This window comes from Sphingobacterium detergens, from assembly GCF_003610355.1.
GTDB classification, from domain to species: Bacteria; Bacteroidota; Bacteroidia; order Sphingobacteriales; family Sphingobacteriaceae; genus Sphingobacterium; species Sphingobacterium detergens.
The window spans coordinates 2,410,819-2,429,907 of sequence record NZ_RAPY01000001.1 but is presented as its reverse complement, the minus strand read 5'-3'; the positions used below and the strand labels follow the sequence as shown (position 1 = coordinate 2,429,907).

Sequence of the window (19,089 nt, the reverse complement as noted above, 5' to 3'; positions counted from 1 at the left end):
TTTAATGCGCCAAATTTTAATACAAATTTCACTTGAGGCAACGAAATTTTACATCTGATAATAAAGTTGCTGTTTATTCTTTATCGGTACATTTTCCATCCCTGTCATTTCTCGAATATTGCTTTCTATTGTTTGTGCAAGAGCAGTCATTGGAGTATCTACGGGCGTGTTTTCAAACGGATCCTGCATGATAATGGCTGTTTTCTCAATGGCCACAAAGACGATAGATAAAAGCATGGTTATGACAATTTCTACAATTAACTGAGAGTCGTCCATTCCAAAAGGTAATATAGCCGCAAAGACATAAATCAATGTATGTACTAATAAGCTATAAGATCTAGGGAAAACTGTGTTTTTGATTCGCTCGCATTTTCCCATGCTATCACATAGTCGAGCTATCGTTTCATTAAGTTGAAATTGATTGAAATTTGTTACTATTCCATCTCTTGCAAGTTGTTTTACCATCTCCGAATGCCTATCCAGCAATATATTTGGTATATTCTGCCCTTTGATTCCATTGATATAAAGATAGGCTTGGACTGAAGGTGAAAAAGGTTGCTTCCGGAGGGACTCTCCAAGCGCATAAACCCAAATAATCTGCCTGTCGGCAAATTCTCTTATCATATTATTGTTGTTCTCAGGTACAAATTGAATAATCTGTCTTAAAAGGGTACGAGAGTCATTCACTATAGCTCCCCATATTGTACGTGCTTCCCACCAGCGCTCATAAGATTGCGCAGTCCTAAAAGCAAGTAGTAGAGAAACAGCTGTACCAAGGAGAGCGGGGATGCTTGGGGGAATAGAAATTTTTTGCAGTATTGGATGCAAATCCATAATACTAATGAAAAGACCAAACAGACAAACAAAAAAAACAGGTTTTTTAACTTCATTGATGAAGTACCAAATAGATATTTTTCGATTTAATAACATAATTCAATAATAATAAGAGTTGAAATGATAAATAAACATCACTTTCATACAGTTTTTTTAAGAGAATATTCTGGATTCTCTTAAAAAATTGCGCTAGTTTACCCGATTAAAGAGATTGTAGTATACATAGAAAATGTAGATCGGGTATTTTAGATCATCATCACTATAATCTTTTTTACGGGATTAGATTTTCCGACTAACGGAAGCGAGAAAGGGAGGGTATCAACAATAGAATTTTGGGGGCTGCCAGATACTATTTAAATAAGCTGTAAAAAAAGAAGGTGTTTCTTTTACTTTTCTTTGTGAAAAAAATAATATTGGAAGGATACTATACTTGTGAGGGACAAATTGAGTGTTCAGCGCCAAACTACCACAGCAACTGCAATAACAGAAGGGTGTACACATATCATCTTGATTCGAATTATGATCATGAACTATGTCATTTTCTGTTGAACCAAAACGACTACTATTGATACTAGTATCGCCACATGGGACCATGAAAAGAGCAAATATGACAACTAATAATAATGTTGCTATCCATTTCATAATAATACAATTATAAAAAAAATAAATCAATTTAATGACAAAGGAAAAAATCCTATTCTCGAATGAAGCATTCTTGATAACTAATGTGATTTATCAGTTACGTTTACAGGATTTTCAGTCGTAAATAGTAAGTTTATAATAGTAATAACCCTTATAAATTATGAACATGAAACTATCCATTAGCTTTGGACTCTTTTTTTGCCTGTTCACATTGCTATCAAAGGCTCAAACGAAAGCCGATCATGATCTTTCTTTTACTACTTTGGCAAATCAATGGGACGAAGCTTTACCTATTGGTAATGGGTGGTTAGGAGCATTGGTCTGGCAAAAGCAAGACAAACTTCGTTTTTCATTGGATAGGGCAGACCTGTGGGATATGCGTCCAATGAAGGGCTTGCATAGAAAAGAATTTAGTTTTCGATGGGTTATCGATCAGGTTAAGAAGAAGGATTATCGGCCCGTTCAGGAGTATTTTGACGAGCCATATGACCGGGAGCCAGGGCCGACCAAAATACCCGGAGGAGCATTGGAGTTTGATACCAAGGGTTGGGGCGAGGTAAATCGTGCGCATCTTTCGTTAAACAATGCACTTTGTGAGGTACAGTGGTCGGGCGGAACAAAACTTCAAACCTTCGTAAATGCGGAGAAACAATACGGATGGTTTAAGTTTGAAAATGTAAAAGATAATTTTGAGCCGCAACTCTTAGCACCTCGGTACCAAGGTGCTGTGACAGTATCAGGGAATCCCGTAGGTGGAGATGATTTGGCTCGATTGGGTTATAAACAAGGAGATATCAAGCGCAATGGTAACCACATCACCTATCGGCAGGAAGGATGGGGAGGATTTCAGTATATCATCTCGGTCAGATGGAAAAAAGTCGGAAACACTACTGTAGAGGGAGTCTGGACGATCTCTAGCCATTACCCGAATAAGGTCATGACTGAAGCCTCTCGTATAACCGAAATTGCACTCGCAAAATCATTCAAAGAAGATTTGAAGGTTCATAGCTCTTGGTGGAAAAGCTTCTGGAGCAAGTCCGCAATACAGATTCCCGATCAAAAGTTGGAAAAACAATGGTATCTTGAACAATATAAATTTGGTTCGTTGGCCCGTAAAGATGCGCCACCTATTTCACTGCAAGGCGTATGGACAGCCGATAATGGACGGATACCGCCATGGAAAGGTGACTACCATCACGATCTCAATACACAGTTGAGTTATTGGCCCGCTTATGGTGCCAATCATCTGGACGAAGCAATGGGTTATATCAATCATTTAGAAGAGAATAAAGACAATTATTTGCGTTATACCAAGATGTTTTTCGGTATAGATGGTTTGGCAGTGCCTGGAGTGACGACTTTGGATGGTACTGAAATGGGAGGATGGATACAGTATTCATTATCACCGACGGTATCTTCTTGGCTCGCACAGCATTATTACCTGCAATGGCGATATAGTATGGACCGGGAATTTTTGAAGAACAAGGCATACCCATGGCTAAAAAAGACCGCCAATTTGTTGGAAAAGCTGACGGTTAAAGATGCCCAAGGATACCGCCAATTGGAAATTAGTGCAAGCCCGGAGATCAATGATAATAGTCTGAATGCTTGGTTTTTGCAGAATACAAATTACGACCTGGCATTGATGAAGTATACTTTTGGGATCGCGGCGGAATTGGCCACAGATCTGGGGCTTACGAGTGAAGCTGCACATTGGACAACTATTTTGAATGAGTTTGGCGACTATGCGTTGACAGCTAACGATGAACTTAAGTTTGCGCCATCGATGGACTATAATCAGTCACATCGCCATTTTTCGAATATGATGGCGATTCATCCCTTAGGTCTGATCAAATGGGAGGATGGGGCTAAAGCGCAGTCTATCATCCGTCATAGCATCGCACAACTAGATGCGGTGGGGCCAGATTATTGGTGTGGTTACTCTTATTCTTGGTTGGGGAACCTTAAGGCAAGAGCTAAAGACGGTGCGGGGGCGGCCAAGGCTTTAAAGATTTTTGCCGAAGCATTTTGTTCAATCAATAGCTTCCATTTGAATGGTGATCAGACAAAATCAGGTCTGTCTAAGTTTACGTATCGTCCCTTTACATTGGAGGGAAATTTCGCTTTTGCGGCCGGTATACAGGAGATGCTTTTACAAAGCTATGCCGGCTTTATTGAGATTATGCCTGCTGTACCAGCAGCGTGGAAGAACATTGCTTTTGATCAGTTGCGTGCTGAGGGAGCGTTTTTGGTGAGTGCCAAACGCGTCGATGGATTGGTATCCGAAGTGAAGATCTATGCCGAAAAGGGAGGGGAAACCATCTTGAAATTACCTTTTGCTGATTACCGTGAAGTCCAAAATAATGGATTTAAGATCGAGCGTAAAAAAGATGGGTATTTGAAGCTTATCGCAAAACAGGGGGGCTTGTTGACCATTAAGCCAATGGGTTAAATTTTCAATTTTATTCCGATTCCAATGGATAAGACTAGGAAACTGCTTAGCCAAAAAAAATAACCGGGACCTAGTGCTGTTATGATCGATTCGGATCCCGATTCGCTGGTCATAATTGTGTCCATTTGTGTGAATGCCAGCGCGATTAAGCAGGGAATGAGACTCAGATAAAAACCAGCTTTTTTGTTACGGTTTAATATAGCACAAATAGAAAACAGGTAGATCGGGTTAGCACACCAAAATAGGAATAATACAATAGCTCCAGCCAAAGGCGATAACCAGCCCATTAAAAACATGACTAGACTACCTATCTCTTCAGGATATTCCCCACCGCGATCGACAAAGACAGCGGGCATCGTCAGGGAGGTAATCAATAGCATTATGCTTAAAAGGATTGCTCCTTTTTCAATTGAAGATAAAAAGTTAAGCCTGTTATTGATTTTCTTTAGCATATTTCCGTTATCCTCTTTGATAAATTGTAATTGTGTTTTTAGGCTAAAAGGCACCTGATAAAATTCATAGTATAAACCAATGTCCCGGATTCCTAGATCTGACCATGTTTAACATTTAGTTTTATAGATTTAGATTATTATTTTTTGTTTTCTTTCTTATTATTAAGAATAATACAGTTTAAAAATAGGTTTTTTTTGTACAATACAGCTGTTAGAATCCAACCATGCTATTTGGTGTTTAGTTACCGGAATAGAATCCAGGAGTATCCTGTTACGCAAGACGGTAAAATACAATCTGCTCTGTCCGGTTGTAATATTGGCGATAAAGAAATTCAGATTGGCTATAGCGTAATTTCCAATCTTCTTAGATATCTGTTATATTTACTGTAAATAAATAGCTTATAAACTTAACGTGAAAAGAATGGGAAACGCTGATAAACACTATTTCAGTTGGTCCGAAGAGGAATTGCTTTCCGAAATACAGCGGGGAGATTATGCAGCATTCACCGAAGTCTATAACCGGTTTGCCGCCAAACTATATAGCTTCTCACAAAAAATCGAGCTTGATACAGCAGATCGTGAAGATATCATTCAGGAAGTTTTTTCTGCACTTTGGGTACGGCGGGAAGTTATCCAGATTGATAATCTCGGCGCATGGCTCTACATGTCCGTCCGTAAGCAGGCGCTTTATCAGTTGCGGAAGAAGAAATACAGGGATAATCACATCCAGAGCATAATTAATTTTGTGACACCATTTTATGATCCAATTTTAGGGCAAATCCAGGAAAAAGAGCTGCAACACTTTTTGGACCGTCAGTTAGAAAAACTTCCACCACGAGCCCAAGAAGTATTTCGCCTGAGCAGACAAGAACATCTAACCTATAAAGAAATTGCTGAACAATTGGGAATTTCCGAAAAGACAGTTCGTAAACAGGTTCAGAATGTTCTTAAAATTTTCCGCTATAAGCTTGGGCATAAGACCATTGAGGGACTCGTTATCATTGCCTATCTCTACGAAAAAAAATAATTGAAATTTTTTATACCCCATAAGGGATACTTGTGCAACATGTATTTGATTAGGGGAAAAAATAATCAATTATGACCAAGGATAAAATAAAACTATTACTGGATAAGTATGCCAAGGGTACCTGTTCTGTCGAAGAGCGGCAGCTACTGGAGTTGTGGTTCGAGCAGCAACAAGTTATCAATGAAGAGTCGTTCAGTCCGCAGGATAAAGGACGGGTATGGCGGTACATCGACGCCAAGGCTAATCCTGAATCAATCAAAAAGGTCCGAATGCCCGTATACTACCGCTGGGCTGCGGCAGCAGTTGTACTATTTTGCCTAGCAATTGGTGGCTATTTTATTCTTCAACGTCAGACACTAAAGGATTCTGCAACTGAATTGCTGGCAAATGAAATTTTACCTGGTGAGAATAAAGCTGTATTAACCTTGAGCGACGGACGCCAGATTGCACTGACACCGAATAATGCCGAAGCGACAAGAGATCAGGGCGTTGTGATCACAAAAAATGCTGCCGGCCGATTACAGTATAAAATAGACCCTAATCTTGTTACTGGAACTGGCTACAATACCATCGAAACTCCAAGAGGTGGTCAGTATGAAGTGATTCTTCCCGATGGATCTCAAGTCACCCTAAATGCCGAATCGTCTTTACGGTTTGCGGTTAATATGCAGCATCAGCCCAAGCGTGTCGTTGAATTAAAGGGTGAGGGATATTTTGATGTCACCAAAGACCCGAGACGCCCTTTTATAGTGAAATCAGATCAGCAGGAAATCCAGGTATTGGGCACTGTTTTTAACGTGAATACCTATCATTCCTCCCAAAAACTGACGACATTGCTTGAGGGGTCAGTATTGGTCAACAAGACACAAAAGCTGCGTCCAGGACAACAGGCTAGGGTAGAAGCCGATCGTATTGTCGTGAAGGATGTAGATGTGAACGACTTTGTGGATTGGAAAAATAATTCCTTTATTTTCAGAAATGAAAATCTAGTTTCAATCATGGAACGCATAGGCAGATGGTACAACGTTCAATATACGTTTAAAGATGTGGACACGAAGAAAGTGATGTTCAATGGCGAAATATCCCGGTATGCAAAGGTTGAGGAAGTCCTCCATCTCTTGAGCGTCACCTCAAAACTTGATTTTGAGATCAAAAACCGAACAATTGTGATTAGTAATCAATAACCAAAAAGTCCCTCCGGGGCAGTTATAGCTTTTATAAACTCAATAGAATCAATTAAAATCCAACGTAATTATGTGGTTTAAATCATTTCAAATGATAAGAACTATAGGCATCTCTATGCTTATGCTTCAGATTTCCATATCAGCTGCGGGACAGGCAAATATCACATTGCGCAAGCAACGGATCAAAGCCATAGACCTCATTCGGGAAATCAAAAAACAGACTGGTTTTAATGTGCTGTATTCCAGTCAGATTTTGGATGACAATCGCCTGCTGAATGTCGAATTCAAAAATGCACCCCTGCAACAGGTTATGAACATGTTGCTTCAGGGGCAACAACTGTCCTACGAACAAAAGGATAATACTTTACTGATAAAAGCTTTGCCGGCAAAGGATACGTTCGGCAGCGCAGTGCAAACACCGAAGACCATACAACAACAGCCCCTTCAAGGGAAGGTTGTGGACCAGACAGGTAAGCCGCTGGCGGGAGCGAGTGTAACAGTAAAAGGAAGCAATAAAGGCGCCCGCTCAAATGCTGAGGGGATTTTTACCCTTCCTGATGTCAGACCTGGAGACGTACTCGCGATACGCTATGTTGGCTATGTGCCACAAGAAGTTACTGTCAGCGTGTTAAACAAGGAAATTCAGATTCAGCTCGCTCAGGAACAGGCGACCATCGACGAAGTTGTTGTGACTGCATTAGGGATTAAACGCTCAGAAAAGGCGCTCAGCTATAATGTTCAACAAGTGAAAGGTGATGACCTCACACAGGTCCGCGATGCCAATATGATCAACTCACTCAACGGCAAGATTGCCGGTGTGACCATCAATAGCAGTTCAGGTGGTATCGGTGGAGCAGCCAAAGTAGTCATGCGTGGTGCCAAGACCATTGAACAGGATAATAACGTACTTTACGTCATAGACGGTATCCCGATGTTCAACAAAAAGTCGACTGAAGGATCCGAGTTTTCTTCGACAGGTACTTCCGAAGGTATTGCAGATCTTAATCCAGAAGATATTGAATCCATGTCGGTGCTGACCGGAGCAGCTGCTGCAGCCCTCTATGGATCAGATGCTGCAAATGGTGCCATCGTCATCAATACGCGCAGAGGAGTCGCCGGAAAAACTTCCTTGAGCCTGACACAGAATACCCAATTTCAGAACGCCTTTGTGCTGCCGTCATTCCAAAATCGCTATGGTACAGGTTCCAGCCTGGCCGCGGGCGTGAATGATAAAAGCTGGGGAGCAGCATTGACGGATGTAAATAACTACAATTATTCGCCCGTTAAAGATTACTTCCGTACCGGTGTTGTCGCTACTGAAGGGATTTCCTTATCTACAGGGACGGATAAAAATCAGACCTACGTTTCGGCAGGAGCAGTCAATGCAATGGGAATCGTGCCTAATAATAAATACGACCGCTATAATTTTACTTTTCGTAATACAGCTAAATTCCTGGACGATAAGCTTACATTGGATGCAGGGCTGAATTATATCAAGCAACGCGATCTTAATATGACCAATCAAGGAATCTATTCTAACCCCCTGACTACCGCGTACCTATTCCCTCGTGGGGATGACTGGGAAGCCATCCGGATGTACGAACGTTATAATGTGCAGCGTAAGATTAACGAACAATACTGGCCACAGGGACTAAATGAAGTGGTCGGACAAAATCCGTATTGGATCAACTACCGTAATCTCAGGGAAACGAAAAAGGATCGTTATCTGATCAATGCCAGCCTGAGTTATCAGGTAAACAATTGGTTAAACCTATCTACCCGTGGCCGAATGGACAATACCACTGGCAGGTTTACTGAAAAACTCTATGCCAGTACCAATACGACGATCACTGAGGGGTCAAAAAACGGTTTTTTTGGTCTTGACGAACAAAAATCAACACAATACTATGGTGATATCATGGCCAATATCAACAAGTCATTCCAAGATTTTAGCTTACAGGCTAACCTAGGTGGTATTATCCTGCATGACAAAACGAGCTCATTACCCATCAGAGGACCTATTCTCGAAAATGGTCTGACCAACAAGTTTGATATCACCCAGATTGATGACCGGAAAAAATCCCCTATGATTGACCGTAGCCGGGAGTCGCAGTCGGTATTTGCCAGTGTGGAACTCGGTTATAAAAACACCTATTTCGTAACGGCTACAGGCCGAAACGACTGGCACTCCAATCTTGCAGGACCCAAGTCTACAACTTCATCTTTCTTCTATCCGTCAATAGGTGCGACGGCGGTGATTTCACAGCTAGTAGATATCTCGGATATTTTTCAGTACCTCAAAGTACGTTCATCTTACGCTTCAGTAGGAAGACCATTTCCGGAATTTCTGGCCAATCCGATCTATGAGTGGGATGTAGCCACCCAGCAATATAAAGGCCTGTCGCATTATCCGATCAGCGATCTTAAACCTGAGCGTACCAATTCAGCTGAGGTAGGGTTGAATGCCAAATTTCTGAATGGATTTAATCTGGACCTTACGCTATATCATGCAACCACCCTCAATCAGACTTTTAACCCACAGCTTTCGGTATCTTCAGGATACAACCGGCTATATGTACAGACAGGTAAAGTCGTGAATAGGGGTATTGAAGTCGGCCTCGGTTACGAAAAGAAATGGGGTGCATTGCAATGGAATTCGAATTATACCCTCACGGTAAACCGCAATAAGATCAAGGAGCTTGTCCGAGATTATGTACATCCGGAAACTGGTGCTGTAATCAATAAAAACCGCCTGGATGTCGGCGGACTTTCACAGGCAAGGTTTATCCTTAAAGAAGGGGGGACCCTAGGCGACCTCTATTCGTTATCGGATTTGTTACGAGACGACAATGGTAAAGTCTACGTAACAGCTGATGGCAAAGTGGTCAACAGCAACACTGTTGGGGATATTTATTTGGGTAGTATATTCCCTAAATCCAATATGGCGTGGCGAAATGCATTTCAATATAAAAATTGGATGCTTGATTTTACGGTTGCGGCACGTTTTGGAGGAGTAGTCTATTCTGCAACACAAGCTTATATGGATTACTATGGTGTTTCTGAAGCTTCGGCGCAAGCCCGGGATCATGGCGGTTTTACTGTCAACGGTACAGACATTGTTGATGCAGAAGCCTATTATAATGTTGTAGGTGCAAATTCAGGAATCCCGCAGTTCTATACTTATAGTGCTACCAATGTGCGCCTGCAGGAAGCAACAGTGGGTTATACTTTCCCGAAATCATTTTTGGGCAACAAAGCCGCATTAAGTGTAAATCTGGTCGGACGTAATCTCCTCATGATTTATAATAAGGCACCTTTTGATCCCGAATCGACAGCAAGTACGGGCAACTATTACCAAGGAATAGACTATTTTATGACGCCGAGTACACGGAATTTAGGCTTTAACGTTCGTCTTAAATTTTAATTCATTATGAAACTATTTTTTACCAAAAGACTAAATGTATATCCGTCAAATGTTAATTCTAAAATATATAACAGTTATGAAAAGATATAAGATTTTATTTTGGGGAGTGCTGCTATCGTCAGCCACGCTTTTCTCCTGTACTAAAAACTTTGAAAAATATAATACTGATCCAGCAGGTGCCACAGCAGAGGAAGTTGAGCGCGATGCTTATGTGCTTTCCTCCGCGATGATCGGGCTACAGGCCTGGGTGGTGCCTTTGGATGTCAACGCCAACCAATTTATTGAATGTTTATTGGGCGGTTCAATGGGGGGCTATCTGGCAGACTCCAATAATGGATTCAATGGGAAGAACTTCGCGACCTACAATCCAGAAAATGGCTGGTCCCGGGTACCGTTTAATGATATATTGCCCAAGCTATTTGTGCAGACCAAAACCATAAGACAGGTTTCAAGTGATCCTTCTATCCACGCTGTTGCCGATATCATCAAAGTGTTGGCAGTGTCTCGTGTGACTGATATTTACGGTCCGATACCCTATTCCAAAGTTGGTGAAAATGGAGCGTTGGAGGCACCCTACGATTCCCAGGAACAAGTATATGATCTCCTATTTACCCAGTTGGATGATGCGATCAAGATATTGACAGAACGAAGGACCCAGAATTTTTCTAGTAAGGCAGATCTAGTGTATAGCGGTAATGTATTGCAATGGATCAAACTGGCCAATTCCATTAAACTCCGTCTTGCCATGCATATTTCTGAGGTCAGTCCTACAAAAGCACGTCAGAAGGCCGAGGAGGCCGTTAATCACGAAATCGGCGTCATCCGTGATAATGCCGACAATGCCTTTGTGAAGCCAATCAACAGAAATCCCTTTCGTGTGATCATGTACGAATATAATAATGGAGATTCACGTGTTTCGGCAGATATCACCTCCTACATGAATGGATATGCAGATCCCCGGAGAGCCAAATATTTTACCCCTTCAACCTTTGGTGGCACTGTCAGCAATGGCTTTCATGGTCTACGTTCGGGAATACAGATCCCGAGTGGAGACATCCCCAAACAATATGCTAATATGAATGTGACTGAGACGGATAAGCTGCTCTGGTTTAACGCGGCCGAAACATCGTTTCTACAGGCCGAGGCAGCTTTAAAGGGATGGAATATGAAGGGCACAGATGCCGCTACCCTATATAATCAGGGAATCCGTCTATCCTTTATGCAATGGAATGTCAATGGAGCTGATGATTATCTAAACAATAGCAGCAATAAGCCCGCGGCATACATCGATCCCCTTGGTGTCTTTTCTTATGCAGGGCTACCGAGTACGATTACAGTAAAATGGGAGGAGAGCAGTACGACGGCACAAAAAATGGAACGTATCATTACCCAGAAATGGATTGCCAATTTTCCGCTTGGTGTAGAAGCATGGACAGAATATCGTCGTACAGGATATCCAAAGTTAATGGAAGTCATGGTCAATAACAGCGGTGGTCGTGTGGACAGCAAACGAATGGCTCGTCGTCTGCCTTATCCGCAGGAAGAGTATACGGAAAATAACAAGAATGTAACCGAAGCGGTCAGCAACCTGTTAAAAGGCGCCGACAATATGGGAACAGATCTTTGGTGGGTAAAAAAATAATCGTTGCGTTATGAACTTAATACTATTCAAGATAAAGAAATATAGCCTGGCCCTGTTGCTTGGAGCAACGGCGGCTGGTATGGTCTCCTGCAATAAATGGACGGAAGCAGAGCCGCTGAAAATAGCAAGTCCGGATATAGAAGAACAAAATCCGGCACTCTATGCTAAGTATTTAGAAGATTTACGAGCTTACAAAACCAGCCCGCATACCATTAATATGGGCTGGTTTAATAACAGTAAAAAGACACCCTCCAGTCAGGGCGATCATTTTTCAAAAGTTCCGGATAGCCTAGATTATATCGTATTGGAATCGCCCGTGGATCTGGTAGACCGAGAAGTAGGTGAAATGAACGACCTGTTGAATAAGAAAGGGAGCAAAGTAATTTTTGAGATTGATTTTAATCAAATTAAAACTGCTTACGCCAAAAAAGAAAACAACACGGTGACGTTTCAGAATTTCTTAACCGACACCGTGAGTTCAATACTATTGGCGGTGGATAAATTTCCCTACCAGGGCTTGGTACTTTCCTATATGGGCAAAGAACAGATGCACCTGACACCGGAAGAAAAAGAGCTGCTGGAAGCAGAGGAGAATATTTTCTTTCAGATGCTAAATCCATGGTTGACAAAAAACACTGGTAAAAGTCTATTTTTTAAAGGTAGTCCGCAAAACCTGATCAACAAAGATATTTTAAAGCGTGCAAGCTACATTGTTCTGCCCACAGAAAATGCAGTCGATAGTGGTGGATTGAACTACACGCTCCTGTCAGCAACAGTGGACGGCATACCGACAGACAAATTTATTGTTCTAGCAAGTATGACTTCGTATAAAGCAGATGAGGCCAAATTGGGCTATTTCCAAAACGGGAGCCGTTCGTCCATCGCGACTGCTCGATGGGCAGCAGCCGTACAGAATGGTATTCACATCGCTGGTATAGGTTATAAAAATTTGGCTTATGACTACTTCAATGTATTGAAGAGCTATCAATATAGCCGTGAAGCTATTCAAATTACAAATCCGGCAATCAAAGTAAAATAAAGACCATGAGAAAAAGACACATTTATTCTTTAGGGTTAGTATTGGTGTTGCTCACCCTTTTTACGGCCTGTAAAAACGAAGAATCCTTTGATAACAAAGTATTTATTTCCACTGGAAAATTGGAGCGGATTATCAACAAGCCTTCCGTCGGTCAAGCCCAGTTTGACATTAAAGTCGGGATGGCCAATCTCGAATCCACGGCCGTGCGAGTTGATCTAGCGGTGGACCCTCCGAAGCTGGATGCCTATACTAAAATTTACAATGAAAAAGCAGAAATACTCCCGGCCAATTTTTATAGGTTGTCGAGCAATAATGTCGAAATCAGTCAGGGCGCTGTGGAATCAAGTCCGGTAACCATTGCATTTGACAAGATCAATACCCTGGACCGAGACAAAGTTTATGTGCTTCCCGTATCCATTATTCCCGGAAATGTTGCGGTCTTGGAAAGCCAAAAAACAGTTTATTATGTCATTAAAGGTGGGGCATTAATTGATGTTGTGGCAGATATTGAAAACAACAATCTGCATATCGATCAATGGAAGACGCCAGCTGCGGTAAATAATCTATCCAAGTTTACGCTAGAAGCGCTTGTTCGTGTACGTAATTATGATCGTATGATCAGTACAGTTATGGGTATTGAGGGGAGATTTCTCATTCGGTTGGGAGACGCCAACTTTCCACCAAACCAGATCCAGGTGGCGACATCAGCAGGTAATATACCGGGAGCAGATGCCGCAACAAAGGGGCTTCCGACTAACCAATGGGTACATATTGCGGTGACCTTTAATGGGGTCGATAGGAAAATTCGAGTCTATGTTGACGGAAAGTTACAGTCCGAAGCAAATACCAATTTATCCACGGTTAACTTCGGTGTGAATGGGCAAGACGGATTTTATATTGGCAGATCCTATGCCGATGACCGTTTCCTCGCAGGCGATATCTCGGAGTGCCGTATCTGGAATATCGAACGTACAATGGACGAAATTGCCAGTACTCCTTACGAAGTAGACCCTGCGGCACAAGGCTTGGTTGCTTATTGGAAATGTAACGAAGGAAGTGGCAGTGTTATTAAAGATCATACCGTTAATGGAAATGACCTAACAGCAAAAACGGCATTGAAGTGGACGGCGGTATCGCTTCCGGCGAAATAACCAGTGGTAATAAAATAAATATGATAATTATGAAAATTTTAGCAAAGATACATAGCCTTTATATTTGGGCGCTGTTGCCCCTTGTTGTGATGGTAGCGTTTCAGTCCTGTAAAGATGATGCCATTCTGGTAAAGTCAGTCGATGAGTCTAAATATGAGGTAAAAGGCGAGTCTATCGGTTTCTTAAAAGGCGCAGATGGCAAGGTCGATCAGTCGAATCTGGAGTTCCGGAATGAGGGCGTTTATGAAGTTGTTTTGCAGCTTTCCAAGCCCAATGCTCAAGTGGTAACAGGGAGCGTCATTTACAATGAAGAAGTACTTAATGCTTACAATAAAAAGAATGGTACCACGTTTAAGGCTTTTCCAAAAAATCTGGTTACGCTTTCGGGTAATGGACAAGTAGAAGTGAAAGCCAGTGCGATAAGTTCCGCTCCGGTTAAAGTATCGGTAAAAAGCGGTGCTGAGATTGACGGGCGGGAACCCTATGTTATTCCGTTGAGTACAACGCTACAGTCAGGAGCTGTTCAGTCGAGCTCAAGTGACCTTTTGCTTTTTGTCAATGATCTCTCTAAAGTCCCTTCGACGGATAAAAGTACAGGTATCAAAATTATAAGCTGTATGGAGGTAAATGACGCTAATCCCTTAAGTAACCTTAGCCTGAAGCTGAAGAATAGCGATAAGTACCTGATTGATATGGTTATCCTATTTTCGTCCAATATTAACTATGATGAGGCGACGGGTAAGGTTAAAGTAACACACAATCCAAATGTCACCCATCTGCTTGCCAATCGTGCCAAATATCTCAAGCCTTTGCAGGATAAAGGGATGAAAGTGATCTTAAGTATCCTTGGCAACCATGACCGGTCGGGAGTGGCCAATCTTTCCGATGCTACTGCTAAAGCATATGCGCAGGAAATTAAAGCTGTTTGTGAGGCCTATCATTTGGATGGAGTATTTTTTGATGATGAGTATTCGGCCTATCAGTACCCACCGCCGCCAGGATTTGTGACGCCATCCAACAAAGCTGCGGCCCGTCTGGTGTATGAAACAAAACAGGCAATGCCCAATAAGCTGACGATGGTATATGTTTATTCAAGAACAGGATATTTTGGAGGATCCGATGCTCTTGAAGAAGCCGAGGCTGGACAGTATGTAGATTATGCATTACATGATTACGGACAGTCCTATGACCTGACGAGTAGTTTTCCAGGGCTTCCAAAATCCGGATGGGGAATGTCGTCCGCGGAATATGCACGTGGTTATATCCCATCAACAAATGCTCTAAATAATATCCGTACCGGAGGATTTGGTGCACATATGATTTTTGCATTGGATCCTAGCAGATCAAATTTTAATAGCACACAGACTAGGGCACTGCAAAATATTGCCAAAGTCTTGTTTGACGATGAGCTCGTTATCGATCGAAGCCAGATCTACAGCAAAGACTGGTAATTTCGAATGATCTTGGATAAATGGTGGTTGAGGCTGTCATCCTTCGGGAAGGCAGCCTTTTTTGATTTATTATTTTGATCTCATTATAAGGTTCTCCATGTTTTGCCGCATTTCCGATCAGGTGAACAAATGCCGTCCCATTTTATTTTTTTTCAAAAGCTGGAATTTTCAGCATTTGATTCAGTAGCGTTTCAATATTTAGTTGATCGAGTTTTTTTCCAATAAAGACAAGTACATTTGTTTTTTCTTCACCTTCTTCCCAATAGTCGCCGTAGCCCATGTCCACTCGGGACCCTACCGTCTGCAGGACAATTTTTTTATCGTTATCACTTTTATAGCCTATTCCTTTCATTCTATAGATCCGATCCGTATGCTTTCCAACGAGCTTACTGAGTGCGAGAAAAAGATCTATATAATTAAATTCTCCAACGAATATATACGTTCGATAGGAGATGTCAGAAAGATGTTGCTGCACGGATGATGAAAAAGTTTTCGCTTTTACAGCAGATAGCTTATCGTTTTTTACTAGTGAGAATGATTTATTGTTGTTATGAGAATAACTCACTTGCTCTATTTCCTCAAATGGAAATTGTTTTTTGCTGGTAGCGCAAAATAATCTTGCTAATGGATTTAATGCTTGCAAGTATGTTTGTAGATCATTTAAATAATCTGGGTGTACGGATTCGGTTTTGTTAATGAGGAGTAGATCGGCAGCTGTTATCTGTCTGAGCACTTCATCTCTTTCTTTCATCTGATCCGTTATAAATTCTGCATCAATTAGGCAGATTACCCTTTTTAGCGGAAAATATTTTCTAAAAATAGGGTGGATCGTGAAAGGTTCCATAACCGCACTTGGCATTGCTAGGCCAGTACACTCAATGACCAATTCATCAAAGCTATCTCTGTCGGCATGAAGCGTTTCGAGGGCGCTATAGAGATCATCGTTTAGCGTGCAACAAATACAGCCATCTTGAAGTTCAATAAGCTGTCCATAATTTTTAGCCAGCAACATGCCATCAATATTCAACTGCCCGATTTCATTTTCAATAATAGCGAAACGGCGTTCAGCATAATGCTTTAATAGCGCATTTAGGAAAGTTGTCTTTCCCGCTCCCAGAAAACCTGTCAAGATCGTTACTGGTCTTGCCTCAAGATCATTCATGTGATTTTATTCCTATCTGGTGTCTTTTAAAGTAGATTGTATCCATCATTTCAGGTAAGTATATAGCTAATAATTAGCAATAAAGGCCGAAAGCAACTGCACTTATTTTATTAAGTTAAAAAATTCAGCTCTTTTGTCTGCAGTTGAAAAGATCCCACCGTGCTCTACCGTGAGCGTACTGCTTGTGATGTCTTTTACTCCTCTCGCTGATACACAGAGATGATCTGCTTCGATGACCACAATGATATCATCCGTCTGTAAAATAGATTTTAATTCGTTGAATATCTGAATGGTCAATCGCTCCTGCACTTGTGGTCTATGCGCGTAATAATCGACTATTCGGTTCAATTTAGAAAGACCGATTACTTTTTCCTTTGCCAGGTAACCAATATGTGCCTTCCCTACAATAGGAAGAAAATGATGTTCGCATGCAGAATTCACTTGGATATCTTTTTCGATCAAAATTTTATTGTAGCCATATTTGTTGCTAAAGGTAGATAGATTGGGTTTGTTGAGCGGATTTAACCCGTAGAATAACTCATTGATATACATTTTAGCAACTCTATGGGGTGTTCCGCTCAGACTATCATCGGTTAGGTCAAGGCCAAGCTCATGCATGATACCATAGAAGAGTTTGGCAATTCTGTTTATTTTTTCTGATGTTGAGACCGCAAAGGCATCTGATCGCATCGGAGTTTCTATTGAGGTCATGACATGTGAGTCGCCTATGTCATCTATGGAAGTGTTTTTATCTTTTAATGTATTCATTTATAGTGATGTAATGATTTTTGTACCTATTATCCCTTTATTATGGATAACCTTGAACGACCAGTTTCCTCTCATAATCTGAGATATTATCCTTTCCAGGAAATCAGTTGAACAGATGAGCTAAAAGGCCCTCATTTCAATATTTTTAATACAGTTGCATCAATCTTATAAGCTTCATTGCATAGCTCGTTGCGCTATATAATTCAAATATAGATAAAAAAATATAAATGCAACTAAATTGCTTTTATGTATTATTGTTCTTAGTTTTGTTTTTAAATAAGAAGAAGATGAGCATAATTCCTAAAAACTTTGATGACTGGAAATGGTGTATTGAAAAAAAATGCGGTATTCCCTTAACGATAGAATTTGCTAGGCAACGTCTGGCAGTTTATGAAGATCATTCCAATGTGGAGACGCAACGTTTTATTTCAAATTATGGCGTGGAACATCTTGAGAACATAAAAAATTGGATGCGTATTGTGCTGGGGTCAGAAGAGAAAAAAATATAAATTAATTTGGCGAAAATGAAAAAAAAACTACCAGTCACAGTTCTAAGTGGCTTTTTAGGGGCAGGTAAAACATCCTTGTTGAATTATATACTTCATCACAAGGGGGGCAAGAAAGTTGCTGTGATTGTCAATGATATGAGTGAAGTAAACATTGATGCACAATCCGTTGAGCGTGAGAATGTGTTATCCCGGACAGAGGAGAAGCTTGTTGAAATGAGCAATGGATGTATATGTTGTACATTAAGGGAAGATCTTATGATTGAGGTTGAGCGTTTGGCCAAGGAAGATCGATTTGATTACCTTCTGATTGAAAGTACAGGTATCTCAGAGCCAATTCCCGTTGCTCAGACCTTCAGTTACGTTGATTCTGATGATAATATTGACCTTTCATCATTCAGCTATATTGATACAATGGTCACTGTAGTGGACTGTTTTAATTTCGCTAAAGATTTTGGCAGTTCTGAAACCTTGTTAGATCGGGCGTTGGCAGACGATCTTATGGATAACAGGACAATTGTAAATTTATTGACCGATCAGATCGAGTTTGCAAATGTGATTATTTTGAACAAAGCAGATCTTGTGTCGGAGGAGACCATTGGGACTTTGGAAGCAGCAATTGGTAAACTTAATCCAGGAGCGAAGCTTATCCGTGCTCAATTTGGCCAGGTTGATCCAAAAGAGATCATGGGAACAGGGGCGTTCGACTTTGAAGAAGCTTCTTCGTCTGCGGGTTGGTTAAAAGAACTAGGGGCGGAGCATGTTCCCGAAACTGAAGAATATGGGATTTCATCTTTTGTTTTTCGCTCCCAGCGACCTTTCCATCCACAACGATTACACCGTTATTTAAATGACGATTATCCTCATAATATTATACGGGCTAAAGGATTATTTTGGCTAGCGTCGAGGCCAGATACTGCACTTAGTTTTAGTCAAGCTGGCGGAAGTATCCGTTTGGAAAGCGCTGGTTCGTGGTGGAGTAGCATGCCAGAAGAGATGCGGTACCAACATCCAATTTACGCCGAAATAAAAGCGGATCTATTAAAACGCTGGCATCCTGAATGGGCGGATCGTAAAAATGAGTTGGTGTTTATAGGGCAACATTTGGATAAAGAGAAATATATTACAGAATTGGAATCTTGTTTATTGACCGAGGAGGAGGCTGATGATTGGCGTTTCACGTGGTGGAAAGATGAATTCCCCAAAAATATCTAGTGTTAATTATTCCTCTAATACTGGGTAAAAATTGCAGACCTTTAACAAGTTGCTTAGAGTATGTGGTAAAGGCTATTCATGAATGGGGGGTATCACAACGCTATTGAGACCAGCTTAATATATACCCATCGAATTCGATA

At 41.2% G+C, this 19,089-nt stretch carries 15 protein-coding genes; 10 read left to right on the top strand and 5 right to left on the bottom strand.

The window, feature by feature from the left end; translation table 11 throughout:
• Window positions 1–48: 48 nt before the first annotated feature.
• Window positions 49–930 (bottom strand): bestrophin family protein, encoded by an 882-nt coding sequence (locus DFQ12_RS10400; RefSeq protein WP_120258848.1) that lies wholly within the window; start codon window positions 928–930, stop codon window positions 49–51.
• A 222-nt stretch (window positions 931–1,152) separates the two neighbouring features.
• Window positions 1,153–1,476 carry a DUF6660 family protein gene (locus DFQ12_RS28665; protein WP_425275586.1) on the bottom strand — a complete coding sequence of 108 codons (324 nt, stop codon included), beginning with the start codon at window positions 1,474–1,476 and terminating at the stop codon, window positions 1,153–1,155.
• A 160-nt stretch (window positions 1,477–1,636) separates the two neighbouring features.
• On the opposite strand from DFQ12_RS28665, the gene DFQ12_RS10395 reads away from it, so the two are divergent.
• A complete protein-coding gene (locus tag DFQ12_RS10395; protein ID WP_208642501.1) occupies window positions 1,637–3,928 on the top strand; it encodes a glycosyl hydrolase family 95 catalytic domain-containing protein in 2,292 nt (763 codons plus the stop codon).
• Here DFQ12_RS10395 and DFQ12_RS10390 read toward each other — a convergent pair.
• A complete protein-coding gene (locus DFQ12_RS10390; RefSeq protein WP_147420382.1) occupies window positions 3,925–4,380 on the bottom strand; it encodes a hypothetical protein in 456 nt (151 codons plus the stop codon). The two genes, DFQ12_RS10395 and DFQ12_RS10390, sit on opposite strands and share 4 nt — an antisense overlap.
• 421 nt (window positions 4,381–4,801) lie before the next feature.
• Between DFQ12_RS10390 and DFQ12_RS10385 the strand changes: the two genes are divergently transcribed.
• From DFQ12_RS10385 to DFQ12_RS10355, 7 genes are all read left to right on the top strand, one after another.
• On the top strand, window positions 4,802–5,407 hold the full coding sequence (locus tag DFQ12_RS10385; protein ID WP_120258845.1) for an RNA polymerase sigma factor: 606 nt from the start codon (window positions 4,802–4,804) through the stop codon (window positions 5,405–5,407).
• 71 nt (window positions 5,408–5,478) lie between these two features.
• Complete coding sequence (locus tag DFQ12_RS10380; protein WP_120258844.1) at window positions 5,479–6,591, top strand: FecR family protein; 1,113 nt, start codon at window positions 5,479–5,481, stop codon at window positions 6,589–6,591.
• 91 nt (window positions 6,592–6,682) lie between these two features.
• Window positions 6,683–10,015 carry a SusC/RagA family TonB-linked outer membrane protein gene (locus DFQ12_RS10375; RefSeq protein WP_120259309.1) on the top strand — a complete coding sequence of 1,111 codons (3,333 nt, stop codon included), beginning with the start codon at window positions 6,683–6,685 and terminating at the stop codon, window positions 10,013–10,015.
• 76 nt (window positions 10,016–10,091) lie between these two features.
• Window positions 10,092–11,657, top strand: coding sequence for a RagB/SusD family nutrient uptake outer membrane protein (locus DFQ12_RS10370; protein WP_120259308.1), 1,566 nt, complete (start codon window positions 10,092–10,094; stop codon window positions 11,655–11,657).
• A gap of 10 nt (window positions 11,658–11,667) precedes the next feature.
• On the top strand, window positions 11,668–12,696 hold the full coding sequence (locus DFQ12_RS10365) for a glycoside hydrolase family 18 (protein WP_120258843.1): 1,029 nt from the start codon (window positions 11,668–11,670) through the stop codon (window positions 12,694–12,696).
• A gap of 5 nt (window positions 12,697–12,701) precedes the next feature.
• Window positions 12,702–13,847, top strand: coding sequence for a DUF1735 and LamG domain-containing protein (locus DFQ12_RS10360; protein WP_120258842.1), 1,146 nt, complete (start codon window positions 12,702–12,704; stop codon window positions 13,845–13,847).
• Window positions 13,848–13,876: 29 nt separating this feature from the next.
• Window positions 13,877–15,298 carry a BT_3987 domain-containing protein gene (locus DFQ12_RS10355; RefSeq protein ID WP_120259307.1) on the top strand — a complete coding sequence of 474 codons (1,422 nt, stop codon included), beginning with the start codon at window positions 13,877–13,879 and terminating at the stop codon, window positions 15,296–15,298.
• A 142-nt stretch (window positions 15,299–15,440) separates the two neighbouring features.
• Here the strand turns inward: DFQ12_RS10355 and DFQ12_RS10350 are convergent, their stop codons facing one another.
• Window positions 15,441–16,460: a CobW family GTP-binding protein gene (locus DFQ12_RS10350; protein WP_120258841.1), complete on the bottom strand. Its 1,020-nt coding sequence runs from the start codon at window positions 16,458–16,460 to the stop codon at window positions 15,441–15,443.
• A gap of 102 nt (window positions 16,461–16,562) precedes the next feature.
• The gene (folE, locus tag DFQ12_RS10345; RefSeq protein ID WP_120258840.1) at window positions 16,563–17,228 is read right to left on the bottom strand and encodes a GTP cyclohydrolase I FolE; all 666 of its coding nucleotides are present in this window, start codon (window positions 17,226–17,228) and stop codon (window positions 16,563–16,565) included.
• Between the two features lie 287 nt (window positions 17,229–17,515).
• On the opposite strand from folE, the gene DFQ12_RS10340 reads away from it, so the two are divergent.
• Both DFQ12_RS10340 and DFQ12_RS10335 read left to right on the top strand, forming a co-directional pair.
• Window positions 17,516–17,737: a hypothetical protein gene (locus tag DFQ12_RS10340; RefSeq protein WP_244211709.1), complete on the top strand. Its 222-nt coding sequence runs from the start codon at window positions 17,516–17,518 to the stop codon at window positions 17,735–17,737.
• Between the two features lie 15 nt (window positions 17,738–17,752).
• Complete coding sequence (locus tag DFQ12_RS10335) at window positions 17,753–18,949, top strand: GTP-binding protein (protein WP_120258839.1); 1,197 nt, start codon at window positions 17,753–17,755, stop codon at window positions 18,947–18,949.
• The last annotated feature ends 140 nt before the right edge of the window (window positions 18,950–19,089 follow it).

Excerpts from the sequence above, each read along its gene's own strand:
- DFQ12_RS10350 (WP_120258841.1), bottom strand. The coding sequence starts at position 16,460 with ATGAATGATCTTGAGGCAAGACCAGTAACGATCTTGACAGGTTTTCTG.
- DFQ12_RS10385 (WP_120258845.1), top strand. The coding sequence starts at position 4,802 with ATGGGAAACGCTGATAAACACTATTTCAGTTGGTCCGAAGAGGAATTG.
- DFQ12_RS10380 (WP_120258844.1), top strand. The coding sequence starts at position 5,479 with ATGACCAAGGATAAAATAAAACTATTACTGGATAAGTATGCCAAGGGT.
- DFQ12_RS10335 (WP_120258839.1), top strand. The coding sequence starts at position 17,753 with ATGAAAAAAAAACTACCAGTCACAGTTCTAAGTGGCTTTTTAGGGGCA.
- DFQ12_RS10375 (WP_120259309.1), top strand. The coding sequence starts at position 6,683 with ATGATAAGAACTATAGGCATCTCTATGCTTATGCTTCAGATTTCCATA.
- DFQ12_RS10355 (WP_120259307.1), top strand. The coding sequence starts at position 13,877 with ATGAAAATTTTAGCAAAGATACATAGCCTTTATATTTGGGCGCTGTTG.
- DFQ12_RS10370 (WP_120259308.1), top strand. The coding sequence starts at position 10,092 with ATGAAAAGATATAAGATTTTATTTTGGGGAGTGCTGCTATCGTCAGCC.
- DFQ12_RS10340 (WP_244211709.1), top strand. The coding sequence starts at position 17,516 with ATGAGCATAATTCCTAAAAACTTTGATGACTGGAAATGGTGTATTGAA.
- DFQ12_RS10390 (WP_147420382.1), bottom strand. The coding sequence starts at position 4,380 with ATGCTAAAGAAAATCAATAACAGGCTTAACTTTTTATCTTCAATTGAA.
- DFQ12_RS10395 (WP_208642501.1), top strand. The coding sequence starts at position 1,637 with ATGAACATGAAACTATCCATTAGCTTTGGACTCTTTTTTTGCCTGTTC.
- DFQ12_RS10365 (WP_120258843.1), top strand. The coding sequence starts at position 11,668 with ATGAACTTAATACTATTCAAGATAAAGAAATATAGCCTGGCCCTGTTG.
- DFQ12_RS28665 (WP_425275586.1), bottom strand. The coding sequence starts at position 1,476 with ATGAAATGGATAGCAACATTATTATTAGTTGTCATATTTGCTCTTTTC.
- folE (WP_120258840.1), bottom strand. The coding sequence starts at position 17,228 with ATGAATACATTAAAAGATAAAAACACTTCCATAGATGACATAGGCGAC.
- DFQ12_RS10360 (WP_120258842.1), top strand. The coding sequence starts at position 12,702 with ATGAGAAAAAGACACATTTATTCTTTAGGGTTAGTATTGGTGTTGCTC.
- DFQ12_RS10400 (WP_120258848.1), bottom strand. The coding sequence starts at position 930 with ATGTTATTAAATCGAAAAATATCTATTTGGTACTTCATCAATGAAGTT.